We start from the raw sequence: 12270 nt of genomic DNA, 5'->3' as shown, positions 1-12270 counted from the left end.
GTCCCGGATTACGCTTCGCTTTATCCGGGCTACGAAGACGGCTCCCGCTCACCTTGCTGCCTCCTTCGCGCCGTTCACCCGGCCGCGCGCAACGTCCAGAAACACCTCCTCCAGCGTGGTGCGGTTGTAGCGCGCCATGATCGCCTCCGGCGTGTCGTCGTCCTCGATGCGACCGCGCTTCATGATGATGACGCGATCGCATAGCCGCTCGACCTCGAGCATGTTGTGCGAGGCCAGAAGGATGGTGGCGTTGTTGTCCTTGCGATAACGCTCCAGATGCGCCCGCACCCAGTCGGCGGTATCCGGATCGAGCGAGGCGGTCGGCTCGTCCAGCAGCAGCAGCTCGGGCCGGTTGATCAGCGCCTTGGCAAGCGCGACGCGGGTCTTCTGCCCGGCGGACAGCTTGCCGTTGGCGCGGTCGATGAAATCGGTGAGATCAAGATCGTCCGCGAGCTCGGCGATGCGCTCCGACAGGTTCTTCACCGCATAGAGCTTGCCGAACACGGTGAGATTCTGCCGCACCGTGAGTCGCATCGGCATGTCGACATAGGGGCTCTCGAAATTCATCCGCCCCAGCACGGCAGCGCTCTCCTCCGGCATCCGATGTCCGAGCACCTGCACGCGGCCGGAGGTCGGCAGCACCAGGCCCATGATCATCGCGATGGTCGTGGTCTTGCCGGCGCCGTTGCCGCCGAGAAGCCCGGTGATGCTGCCGCGCGGCAGCGAAAAGGAGATGTCGTCGACCGCGCGGGTCTGCTTGTAGATCTTGACGAGGTGCTCGACCGCGATCGCCGCGGACGAGCTGCGCTCCGCGACAGTCGGCCGACTTGAAGCCTTGTCATTCTCGGTCATGCTGGTCGTTCTTCTGCTATTGCAGCGGATAGCGCAAGGCTTGTAATCCGGTGGTTCCGCGAGCCCAGCGTTTGTGATCTGGAAGGCACCCCCATTGGCCGATATGACTGAAATTGCTGCTTCCGACTTTCGCCACGCGCAGCGGCATATCCGCCTGGACACGATCCTGCGGCTGCGCTGGCTGGCGGTGCTGGGCCAGCTCGCCGCGATCTTCATCGTGGCGCAGGGGTTGGAATTCAACGTCGAGATCGTCCCCTGCGTCAGCATCATCGCCTTGTCGGCAGCACTGAATCTGGCGCTCCAGACCGCGGCCAATCCGATGCAGCGGCTGGAGCCGATGCAGGCGGCCGGACTGCTCGCGCTGAACATCGTGGAACTGGCCGGTCTGTTGTACTTCACCGGCGGACTGCAGAACCCGTTCTCGTTCCTGTTCTTGGCGCCGGTGCTGATCTCGGCCACGGCGCTGCCGGCGCGCTTCACGTTCGGCCTCGGCGTGCTCGCGGTGGCCTGCGCCTCGGTGCTGTTCTTCTTCCATTTGCCGCTGCCGTGGGATTCCGATGATCCGCTGGTGCTGCCGCCGATCTATCTCGTCGGCGTCTGGCTCTCGATCGTGCTCGCGATCGGCGTCACCAGCCTCTACTCGTTCCAGGTGACCGAGGAGGCGCGCAAGCTTGCGGACGCGCTGGCCGCGACCGAGCTGGTGCTGACGCGCGAGCAACACCTGGCCCAGCTCGACGGGCTCGCAGCCGCGGCCGCACACGAGCTCGGCACGCCGCTCGCGACGATCTTCCTGATCTCGCGCGAGCTGGAGAAGACGGTGAAGGACGCCAGCTTTGCCGCCGACCTGAAGACGTTGCGCGAGCAGACCCAGCGTTGCCGCGACATATTGAGCAAGATCACCCAGCTCTCCTCCACCGGCGCGCCGTTCGACCGCATGAAGCTGTCGGAGCTGATCGAGGAGGTGGTGGCCCCGCACCGCGATTTCGGCGTCGAGATCAAGGTGCGGATCGCGGTCGCCGCCGTGTCCGAGCCGGTCGGCTCGCGCAATCCGGCAATCCTGTACGGCGTCGGCAACATCGTCGAGAACGCGGTCGATTTCGCCCATACCACCGTCGAGGTGAACGCGTGGTGGAACAAGGACACGATCGAGCTTCTGATCTCCGACGACGGCCCCGGCATTCCGCCCGATATCCTGAACCGGATCGGCGAGCCCTATTTGTCGCGGCGGCGAACCACGGATGACGGCGGCGGTGAGCGACGCGGTCTCGGATTGGGCGTGTTCATCGCGCGCACCTTGCTGGAACGCACCGGCGCCAAGGTCTTGTTTACCAACCGGATCTTTCCGGAACACGGCGCGGTGGTGCAGATCACTTGGCCGCGACAGCGTTTTGAGGCTATCGAGAGCCTCGAAGAAACAATAGGATAGGGCCTGATCCCGGAAAAGTGTTCAGCGGTTTTCCGATAGGATCATGCGAAAACAAGAATCGCGAGCGCGATGACCTTCATCGCGCTTGTGGCCGCGACCTTGCGTCGCACAACAGGGCCGATCGACTATCGGCGGCCTTGGCACCGCTCGATTGCGAGGCCATATGTAGTCGCGTTGGAGAGAGGACAAAACCTTGAACGCCATCGCCGAACTGAACGAACAGACCGACCGCTCGCTGCTCATCGTGGAGGACGACAAGCCGTTCCTGGAGCGGTTGTCGCGCGCCATGGAAACGCGCGGCTTTGCGGTGACGTCATGCGACACCGTCTCGGATGGTCTTGCGCAGATCGGCAAGGCAGCGCCGGCATTCGCCGTAGTGGATTTGCGGCTCGGCGACGGCAACGGCCTCGACGTGGTCTCGGCGCTGAAGAAGAAGCGCCCGGATGCGCGCGCGATCGTGCTGACCGGCTACGGCAACATCGCCACCGCCGTCACCGCGGTGAAGATGGGCGCGATCGATTATCTCTCCAAGCCAGCGGATGCCGACGACGTCGTCGCGGCGCTGCTGTCGACCAGCGCGGAGAAATCCGAGCTGCCGACCAACCCGATGTCCGCCGACCGCGTGCGCTGGGAGCACATCCAGCGCATCTACGAGATGTGCAACCGCAACGTTTCGGAAACGGCGCGGCGGCTCAACATGCACCGCAGGACGTTGCAGCGCATTTTGGCCAAACGCGCGCCGCGATAATTTACGGCAATCAGCAACCTATCCCCGTCACCCTGAGGTGGCCGCTCCTTCAGCGGCCCTCGAAGGGCGACGGCCCGGCCACATCGCGGGATGACGGAACGACAGGTCTCGTAGGGTGGGCAAAGGCGCAAAGCGCCGTGCGCACGATCTGTAAGAGCTGGATAGAGATCGTGGGCACGCTTCGCTTTGCCCACCCTACGGCACCGATGTTTGCGGCGCCGCTACTCCCAAAAATCTGCATGCCCCTGCGGATCGACCAGGCGGTTGATGCGCAAGGCTGCCGCCATTCCAAACCGCACCGTCATCTGCTTCCTCGTCGCGGCAGCCAGCTTGTGCTCGGGCGCTTCGCATTGCATGTGCGCGCCATAGGCGTCGGCGATGATCAGGCCGGTGCCTTCCGGAAAGATCTCGCACGGCAGGTCCTGCGTGAAGGCGAAGAACAGCCGGTCGCAATGGGCACGGTATTCATGCCATTTCTGATCGGTGCGCAGATCCTCCACCGACGATTTGATCTCGACGATCCAGATCTCGCCACGCTCGTTCAGCGCCACCAGATCGGCGCGCCGGCCCGAGGGCAGCGGCAATTCGCTGATGCAGGTAAAGCCGAGCGAACGTAAGAGCCGCGCGGTGCCGCGCGCGACCGCGAGCGCCGTTTCCGACTGGCGGCGATCGGGTGGCGGCACCAGGGCGATGTTGCGGGCCGTGCTGTCCATGGGGGGAGAGTAGCCGATTCCGTATGGGGCGGACACCATCCAATAGAGGCGAGCTGTCACCACACACTCCATGTCGTCCCCGCGAAAGCGGGGACCCAGAACCCCAGGGAGAGGTTTGGCGAAGACTCGTCATTCGGTACTTCGACCACTGCAATCGAGAGATCCCGCGGTATGGATCCCCGCGTTCGCGGGGACGACACCGAGGATGGGACGCGGAACCTCCCCTCCCCCACGAACTTATCACGCAGCCGCCGCACCTCGGCGGAACCACCGAGGCTGCGCGGATGATCGACGATCTCTGGTACAAGAACGGGGTAATCTACTGCCTTTCCGTCGGCTCCTATATGGACGCCAACGGCGACGGTGTCGGCGACTTCAAGGGCCTGCTCCGCCGGCTCGATTATCTGCACGGCCTCGGCATCACCACGATCTGGCTGATGCCGTTCCAGACCTCGCCCGGCCGCGACGACGGCTACGACATCGCCGACTATTACAGCGTCGATGCCCGTTACGGCACGCTCGGCGATTTCGTCGAGTTCGCCCATGGCTGCAAGCAGCGCGGCATCCGCATCATCATCGATCTCGTCGTCAACCACACCTCGGATCAGCATCACTGGTTCAAGGAGGCGCGGCGCGACAAGAACTCGCCGTATCGCGACTGGTATGTGTGGTCCGACAAGAAGCCGGCCGGTGCCGACAAAGGCATGGTGTTTCCCGGCGTGCAGAAAACGACCTGGACGCGCGACAAGGAAGCGGGCGCGTATTACTTCCACCGCTTCTACGATTTCCAGCCCGACCTCAACACCTCGAACCCGCATGTGCAGGCCGAGATCCTGAAGATCATGGGGTTCTGGATCCAGCTCGGCGTCTCCGGCTTCCGCATGGACGCCGTGCCCTTCGTGATCGCGACCAAGGGCGCGAACGTGAAGAAGCCGGTCGAGCAGTACGACATGCTGCGCGCGTTCCGCGAATTCCTGCAATGGCGGCAGGGCGACGCCATCATCCTCGCTGAAGCCAATGTGCTGCCGAAGACGGACATGGAATATTTCGGCCGCGACGCCGACCGCATGCATATGATGTTCAACTTCCACGTCAACCAGCACCTGTTCTATGCGCTGGCCTCCGCAGATTCGCGGCCGCTGGCGAAGGCGTTGAAGGCGACCAAGCCGCGGCCGGCGACCGCGCAATGGGGCCTGTTCCTGCGCAATCATGACGAGCTCGATCTGGGACGGTTGACCAAGGCGCAGCGCGACACCGTGTTCAGGAATTTCGGTCCCGACAAGGATATGCAGCTGTACGACCGCGGCATCAGGCGGCGACTCGCGCCGATGCTCGGCGGCGACCGCCGGCGGCTCGAGCTCGCCTACAGCCTGATGTGCACGCTGCCGGGAACGCCCGTGATCCGCTATGGCGACGAGATCGCGATGGGCGACGATCTCTCACTGCCGGAACGCAATTGCGCGCGCACGCCGATGCAATGGTCGACCGAGCCGCATGGCGGCTTCACCAAGAGCAACAAGCCGGCCTGCCCCGTGATCGACAAGGGGCCCTACGGCTACCCGCACGTCAACGTCGCCAAGCAGCGGCGCGACCCCAACTCGATGCTGAACTGGACCGAGCGCATCGTCCGTATGCGGAAAGAGGTGCCGGAGGTCGGCTGGGGGGACTTCGCGATCATTCCGGTGCGCGATCCCGCCGTGTTCATCATGCGCTACGACTGGCGCAACAATTCGGTGCTGTTCGTGCATAATCTCGACGAGAAGCCGCGCGAGATCGCGTTCTCACCCGGGCTGCCGGATGAGGCCGGCGCGCACCTGATCAATCTGCTTGCGGAGGACCACAGCCACGCCGACAAGCGCGGCCAGCACCGAATCGTGCTGGAGCCGTATGGGTATCGCTGGTACCGCGTCGGCGGGCTGGATTATCTGTTGAAGCGGAGTGATATCGACGGGGATACGGTGCGGGGGAAGAAGCATCCGGGGTAAGAGTATCTACGCATCGCTATACTCCACCGCAGCCATACCCTCCGCTGTCGTCCCCGCGAAAGCGGGGACCCATAATCACAGGGAGAAGTGTGGGGCGCGCTGGTCACTCCGAGTCTTCGCAAAACAACTCCCTGTGGTGATGGGTCCCGGATCTGCGCTGCGCTTGTCCGGGACGACAGCTAGGGTGGGGCGACAATCACCCCCTCATTGCCACGCAGATCCAACACGCCTTCAATGCGCTCGCCGTCGCGATCCAGGAACGTTGACAGCAGTATGCTGCTGCCGAAACGGATCGCGCTGGTGGTCACCGCGACCGGATCGGGGCCGAGATTGAGCGCCACGATCAGCGCCCGGCCCTCGGCTTCGCGGCGATAGATCAGGAGATCGCCTTGCGCCGCAATCGGATGATAATCGCCGGCGACCAGCGGCGGACTGCTCTTCCGCAGGGTGATCAGGCGTTTGTAGAGATTGAGGATCGAGCGCACATCGGCTTCGAGATTGACGACATTGTCGCGCACATAGTGCTCCGGCAGCGGCAGCCACGGCCGCGCCGCCGAGAAGCCGGCGAATTCGGTCGCATCCCACTGCATCGGCGTGCGGCAGCCGTCGCGGCCGACACCGATGCCGGGCACGTTCTTCTCGAAGGGGTCGCGGACATCCTCCGGCGCGATCGCCACCTGGTGCATGCCGATCTCGTCGCCGTAATAGAGCGTCGGCGTGCCGCGCAGCGTCAGCAGCAGCATGGCGGCAACGCGGGCCTGCTCGGACCCGACGCGGCTTGCGACCCGCGGGCGGTCGTGATTGCCGAGCACCCAGTTCGGCCAGGCGCCGCGCGGCAGCGCCTTCTCGTAATCCTCGATGATTGTCTCGATCGAGCGCGCGCTCCAGAAGGTCGAGAGCAGCGCGAAATTGAACGGCATCTGCGCGCCGGTGAGATCGTTGCCGTAATAGGCCATGAGACGGTGCAGCGGCAGATAGATCTCGCCGATCAGCACGCGGGCTCCGAATTCATTGGTGACACGCCGCATCTGCGAGATCACGTCATGCACCTCCGGCTGGTCGGTGGAGTATTGCGTCATGATCCTTTCATTCGGTGGCCGTCCGTCGACGTAATGCGGATTGGGCGGGTTGTCGCGGAATTCGGCATCCTTGATCAGGTGCCAGATCACGTCGACGCGAAAGCCGTCGACGCCCTTCTCAAGCCAAAACCGCATCACGTCGTAGATCGCGGCGCGGACGTCGGGATTGCGCCAGTTCAGGTCCGGCTGCTGGGCGAGGAAGGCGTGGTAGTAATATTGCCCGGTGGTCTCATCGAACTGCCACGCGCTGCCTCCGAACTCGGACAACCAGTTGTTCGGCACTCCGCCGTCGGGTGCCGGATCGCGCCAGATGTACCAGTCGCGCTTGGGATTGTCGCGCGAGGCGCGGCTCTCGACGAACCAGGGATGCTGGTCCGAGGTGTGGTTCGGCACGAGGTCGAGGATCAGCTTCAGGCCGTTGTCGTGGGCGGCCGCGATCAGCGCATCGAAATCTTCCATCGTGCCGAACAGCGGCTCGATGCCGGTATAGTCGGCGATGTCATAGCCGAAATCTTCCATCGGTGAGGGGAAGATCGGTGACAGCCAGATCGCATCGACGCCGAGCGATTTGACGTAAGGCAGCCGCTGCAAAATGCCGGCGAGATCGCCGACGCCGTCACCGTTCGAGTCCTGAAAGGAGCGCGGGTAGATCTGATAGAAGATGCCGTCGCGCCACCAGTTTTCGTTGCTCTGAGCCATGCGGGAAGACCACCCATAATCTGCGTCTTGCGCGGGAGAACGCGACAACACCGCCCCGGTTCAAATTGGCAGGCCAATTGGGACGGCCGTGTGACGATTGTTCCCGGGCGCGGCGGCGAATCTTTTGCTTGGCGGCCTGGCAAAAATCGGCATTGTGGCGCCATGACCGAGCAAAATAACAGCCAAGACTCTTCGCAAGCCAAGGCCGGCGCGATCATCGTTCCCGTGACGCTGTTCGAGCAGAACTGCACCATCATCTGGGACGAGCCCAGCAAGAAGGCCGTGGTGATCGATCCTGGCGGGGACGTGCCGAAGATCCTGGACGCGATCAAGCAGACCGGCGTCACCGTGGAGAAGATCTGGCTGACCCACGGCCATATCGACCATGTCGGCGGCGCGGCCGATCTGCGCGATGCGCTGAAGGTGCCGATCGAGGGGCCGCATGAAGCGGACAAGTTCCTGCTCGACAATGTGGTCGAGAGCGGCGCACGCTTCGGCATGACCGGCGTGCGCAATTTCGCGCCGGACCGCTGGCTCGCCGAAGGCGACAGCGTGTCGATCGGCAGCTTGCAATTCGATATTTTCCACTGCCCCGGCCACTCGCCGGGCAGCGTGGTGTTCTTCAACAAGGAGCTGCGCTTCGCTCATGTCGGCGACGTCCTGTTCGCCGGCTCGGTCGGGCGCACCGATTTGCCCGGCGGCAGTCACGCCACGCTGATCAACTCGATTTTGACAAAACTGCTGCCGCTCGGCGACGACGTCGGCTTCATCTGCGGCCACGGCGCCGGCTCCAGCATCGGCCAGGAGCGGATGACCAATCCGTTCATTACCGGCGAGATGTGAGGTTCATTCCGCCGCGTCCACAAGCGTGGCGGTCTCAGTGAGGTGACGATCGCCCCATTCGCGGATCGCCGCGACGACCGGTACGAAGCTCTTGCCCTTGCGGGTCAGGCGATACTCGACCTTCGGCGGCACCTCGCCGAAATCCTTGCGGTCGATCAGGCCGCTCGCGGTCAGGGCCTTCAATTCACGGCTGAGCACGCGCGGGGTGATCTCGGCGCTGCCTTCCGTGCCGCGCAAAAGGCCGCTGCGGATCTCGCCATAGCGGCGCGGGCCGTCCTTGAGATCCCAGACGATGCGCAGCTTGTACTTGCCGCTGATCATCTTCTGAAAGGCCGCGACCGGACAGGTGCGCGCCGGGTTCGCCTTCGCCATGTCGTCTCCTCCACGCGTTAGCCACGCCTCAGGATAGGAGCGGCGTCGAAAAAGTCCATACTATCAATTTTGTCCATACTTGCAGGATCGCTTGCAAGCCGCAGATGATGACGCACACGACGAACAGGGAGCGTCACATGAAGCACTTCATGATCAAGTATGAATTCAGGAACGGTACGACGGAGGCCTGGCACCAGGAGGTCGGCCGCTTCATCAAGGCGATCGACGGCGATCCCGAGCTGAAAGGCCGGATCGGCTATCGCGTCTTGAAGAACCGCGACGACGGCAGCTATTTCCATCTCGCCAGCGTCGCTGACGATGCCGCGCAAAAAGCGCTGCAATCGCGCGACTTCTTCAAAGCCTATCAGGAGATGACGCGGAAGGTCGCCGGCGGCGAGGTGACGGTGACGCCGATCGAATGGATCGGTCAGACGGCCTGAACTACTTCATCAGCCCCGCGGCGGTCAGTGCGCGCGTGATGATCTGGCCGAGATCGAAGCCGCGAGCCTCCTCGCGCGTCGGCTCGGCCGGCTGTTCGGCGACCGCGGCGCGGATCGAGCGGGCGAGATGCGGCGCGGGCGTCAAGGCCGGCTGCGCGGCAGGCTTGCTTGTAGGCTTGCTTGTAGACTTGCTTGTAGGCTTGGCCTCCGCCTTTGCAGCATCTGCAATCCAGCCGGTGAGGCCGAAGAACTTTGCGATGTGATAGGACGAGGAAATACCGGCCTCGATCAGGAATGCGCCTTCCACGCCGTACCGCTGGTCGTTGTCGGCAAGCCCGAGCGGCGTGCCGTGCGCCATGTCGGTGATGGCGTAGGACTCGACCAGCGTCTCGCCATCCTTGCCCCACCACGCCTGGCGCGGATAGCCGTCGACATTGGTCTCCGCCATCGGCGCTTCCGGCAGATCATGCAGATCGAGCCACTGCTTGACGATCTCGTTGGCATTGCCGGGATTGACGGTGCGGTCAGCGCTGCCGTGCCACACCGAAACCTTCGGCCAGGGGCCGCGATAATCCGAGGCATTGCGCACGAGATCGCCGAGCTCGCGCGCGGGACGCACCGGGGAATGAAACATGCCGTCCAGCGCCTCGCGCAAATTCGAGGCGATGCCATAGGGCAGTCCGGCAATGACCGCGCCGGCCGCGAAGACTTCCGGATAGGTCGCGAGCATCACCGACGTCATGCCGCCGCCGGCCGACAGGCCGGTGATGAAGATGCGCCTGGGATCGATGCGATGCGCCTCGGCCATGTGCGCGATCATCTCGCGGATCGAATGCGCCTCGCCGCTGTCCCGCGCCGTATCTTCCGGATTGAACCAGTTGAAGCAGGTGTTGCCGTTGTTGATCCGCTGCTGCTCGGGCATCAGCAGCGCGAAGCCATAGTGCTTGGCGAGCGTCGACCAGCCCGCGCCGAGATCGTAACCGGCTGCCGTCTGCCCGCAGCCATGCAGCACGACGACCAGCGCGCGCGGCTTCTGCAACTGCGCCGGCACGAACGCGAACATGCGCAAGGCGCCCGGGTTGTCGCCAAAGCCGGTGACCTCTTCCAATGGACTGGACGCATCCGCGCTGCGGCCGAGCTCGGCAAAGCGCAGACCGTCCAGCCTCGGCAGACGTCTCAACAGATCAACATTTTTGGCTAACGACACGGCAACTTCCTGGTGGGCGACTTTCAACGCTCAGCCAAACCAGATAGTTGCTGCATTGCAAAATAAAAAGACCGTGCGCTGTCCATCCACGAAAATCACGGGAAATCCCGCCGAAATCCGCACGTATTAACCGCAATGCCTCAACTTCATGCAGATGCGCGACGCATCCACGACAGAAATGCGGCGCAGATCAGGATTAATGTCACAAACAGCACAAGCGAGACCAGAAATCCTGCGCGCGCTGATTGCAAGGCATCGACGGCGAAGAATACCGCGCCGATTGCGGCCACTCCGGCCGCATTTCCGATCTGCGCAGTCGTGCCGTAGATGCCGGAGGCCGAGCCTGCGGCGACGGGCTTGACGGTCGAGAGCACCGCGCCGGAGAGCGGCGCCATCACCAGTCCCTGGCCGTAGCCGAAAATGATCATGACGAACGCCAGCAGAAGCGGCGATGGCGCATCGATACAGGCTGCAACAAGCGCGAGCGCGGCGAGGCCTGCGATCTGCAGCGCGCAGCCTTCGATCAACACCTTGGTGCCGCGATGACGCGCCCGCGCGCCGCTGTGGCGCGAGGCCACGACGAAGGCCACCGCGAGCGGGATGAAGGCCATGCCGGCCGACAGCGGCGGGATCTTCAGGCCGCGCTGCATGAACAGCGTCATGACGAGGTAGAAGGAGAGATTGGCAAGGAAGAAAAAGAAGGCGGCGCCAAGCCCGCGCAGGAAAGCGGCATCCGCCAGCAGCGTGAGGTCGATCAACGGCATGCCGCCGGCACGCGCGACCGCGTGCTCGAGCTTCAGGAACGCTACGAGGACGGCGCCGCCGATCGCCATCACGGCCCACAGCCAGGGAGCCCAGCCGACATCGTGACCAAACAGCAGCGGGCCGATCAGGCAAAGCAGCCCCGCGAACAGGACCATGCTGCCCTTGATGTCGAGCCTCGTCCCTGATCGCCGCGGCACCGACGGCATGATGCGCCAGGCGGCAGCCACAATGACGAGGCCGCAGGGAACGTTGACGAAGAAGACCGAACGCCAGCCGGTGCCAGCGAGATCAATCGTGACCAGCAGACCGCCGAGCAGGAAGCCTGCGGCACCGGCCAGCCCCAGCACGATGCCGTAGATCGCGAAGGCGCGGCTGCGCGACTCGTCCGTGAACAGGAGATGCAGCGTCGCCAGCACCTGGGGCACCATCAGCGCCGCGGTCGCGCCCTGCGCAAGGCGAGCGATGATCAGCTCCACGCCGGACTGCGCGAGCCCGCACCACAGCGAGGTCGCCGTAAAGCCGAGCACGCCGGCCAGGAAGATAGTCTTGGTGCCGTGAACGTCGCCAAGCCGGCCCCCGGTGACGACAAGCGTGGCGTAGGCGATCAGGTAGATCGCGATCACGGATTCGATCTGCGCCGGCGTGGCCTGCAGATCGACCGCAATTGTCGGAATGGCGACGTTCACGATGAAGGCATCGACGCCGAACATGAACTGGGCGGCCACGACGATGGCCAGCACCCACCAGCGGCGGGACGAATCGATTTGTTGTGTGACGATCTGATGCATCGGCGCGTGACCCTGGATTACCGTGCCGATGATTTCAGGTCTGGCGCGGTGTCACGATTACCTCGGAGGTAGGATTCGAGTGCTTCGTTCGAGGCACGGCTGTTTCGCCTCTCCCCACTTGCGGGGAGAGGCGGAAATTCAAACGCAGTTTGAATTCCGGGTGAGGGGGAGCTGCCGCGAGTCACACTGCCACCGAATTTGGCGAAGTGGCCCCTCACCCCAACCCTCTCCCCGTAAGAACGGGGAGAGGGAGAAGACTCAACGCACGCATGCCTGCATTCCGCCGCGCGGGACACCGCGCGATTGCGTTCGCGCCTTCCGGCACGTAGCTTCACCGCCTCAACAAACAGAAA

At 63.8% G+C, this 12270-nt stretch carries 11 protein-coding genes; 5 read left to right on the top strand and 6 right to left on the bottom strand.

What is annotated here, in order from left to right:
• Positions 1-48: 48 nt before the first annotated feature.
• The gene (locus A3AS_RS0120915; protein WP_018319518.1) at positions 49-852 is read right to left on the bottom strand and encodes an ABC transporter ATP-binding protein; all 804 of its coding nucleotides are present in this window, start codon (positions 850-852) and stop codon (positions 49-51) included.
• Between the two features lie 103 nt (positions 853-955).
• On the opposite strand from A3AS_RS0120915, the gene A3AS_RS0120910 reads away from it, so the two are divergent.
• A complete protein-coding gene (locus A3AS_RS0120910) occupies positions 956-2278 on the top strand; it encodes an ActS/PrrB/RegB family redox-sensitive histidine kinase (protein ID WP_018319517.1) in 1323 nt (440 codons plus the stop codon).
• 193 nt (positions 2279-2471) lie between these two features.
• Positions 2472-3026, top strand: a complete 555-nt coding sequence (locus tag A3AS_RS0120905) for an ActR/PrrA/RegA family redox response regulator transcription factor (RefSeq protein ID WP_008141807.1) — start codon at positions 2472-2474, stop codon at positions 3024-3026.
• Positions 3027-3247: 221 nt separating this feature from the next.
• Here the strand turns inward: A3AS_RS0120905 and A3AS_RS0120900 are convergent, their stop codons facing one another.
• Positions 3248-3739, bottom strand: coding sequence for an MmcB family DNA repair protein (locus A3AS_RS0120900; RefSeq protein ID WP_018319516.1), 492 nt, complete (start codon positions 3737-3739; stop codon positions 3248-3250).
• A gap of 284 nt (positions 3740-4023) precedes the next feature.
• Between A3AS_RS0120900 and A3AS_RS0120895 the strand changes: the two genes are divergently transcribed.
• Positions 4024-5724 carry an alpha-amylase family protein gene (locus A3AS_RS0120895; RefSeq protein ID WP_018319515.1) on the top strand — a complete coding sequence of 567 codons (1701 nt, stop codon included), beginning with the start codon at positions 4024-4026 and terminating at the stop codon, positions 5722-5724.
• Between the two features lie 179 nt (positions 5725-5903).
• Here the strand turns inward: A3AS_RS0120895 and A3AS_RS0120890 are convergent, their stop codons facing one another.
• A complete protein-coding gene (locus A3AS_RS0120890; RefSeq protein WP_018319514.1) occupies positions 5904-7502 on the bottom strand; it encodes an alpha-amylase family glycosyl hydrolase in 1599 nt (532 codons plus the stop codon).
• Positions 7503-7664: 162 nt separating this feature from the next.
• Between A3AS_RS0120890 and A3AS_RS0120885 the strand changes: the two genes are divergently transcribed.
• A complete protein-coding gene (locus tag A3AS_RS0120885; protein WP_018319513.1) occupies positions 7665-8345 on the top strand; it encodes an MBL fold metallo-hydrolase in 681 nt (226 codons plus the stop codon).
• Positions 8346-8348: 3 nt separating this feature from the next.
• Here the strand turns inward: A3AS_RS0120885 and A3AS_RS0120880 are convergent, their stop codons facing one another.
• On the bottom strand, positions 8349-8717 hold the full coding sequence (locus A3AS_RS0120880) for a helix-turn-helix domain-containing protein (RefSeq protein WP_018319512.1): 369 nt from the start codon (positions 8715-8717) through the stop codon (positions 8349-8351).
• Positions 8718-8854: 137 nt separating this feature from the next.
• Between A3AS_RS0120880 and A3AS_RS0120875 the strand changes: the two genes are divergently transcribed.
• Complete coding sequence (locus A3AS_RS0120875) at positions 8855-9157, top strand: hypothetical protein (protein ID WP_157644339.1); 303 nt, start codon at positions 8855-8857, stop codon at positions 9155-9157.
• A gap of 1 nt (position 9158) precedes the next feature.
• Here the strand turns inward: A3AS_RS0120875 and A3AS_RS0120870 are convergent, their stop codons facing one another.
• Positions 9159-10364 carry a PHB depolymerase family esterase gene (locus A3AS_RS0120870; RefSeq protein WP_026202196.1) on the bottom strand — a complete coding sequence of 402 codons (1206 nt, stop codon included), beginning with the start codon at positions 10362-10364 and terminating at the stop codon, positions 9159-9161.
• 146 nt (positions 10365-10510) lie between these two features.
• The gene (locus A3AS_RS0120865; RefSeq protein WP_018319509.1) at positions 10511-11917 is read right to left on the bottom strand and encodes an MFS transporter; all 1407 of its coding nucleotides are present in this window, start codon (positions 11915-11917) and stop codon (positions 10511-10513) included.
• Positions 11918-12270: the final 353 nt, after the last annotated feature.

The sequence above is a fragment of the Bradyrhizobium sp. WSM2793 genome (genome assembly GCF_000379585.1).
Taxonomy (GTDB): Bacteria; Pseudomonadota; Alphaproteobacteria; order Rhizobiales; family Xanthobacteraceae; genus Bradyrhizobium.
This window is presented reverse-complemented; position numbering and strand designations above follow the sequence as displayed.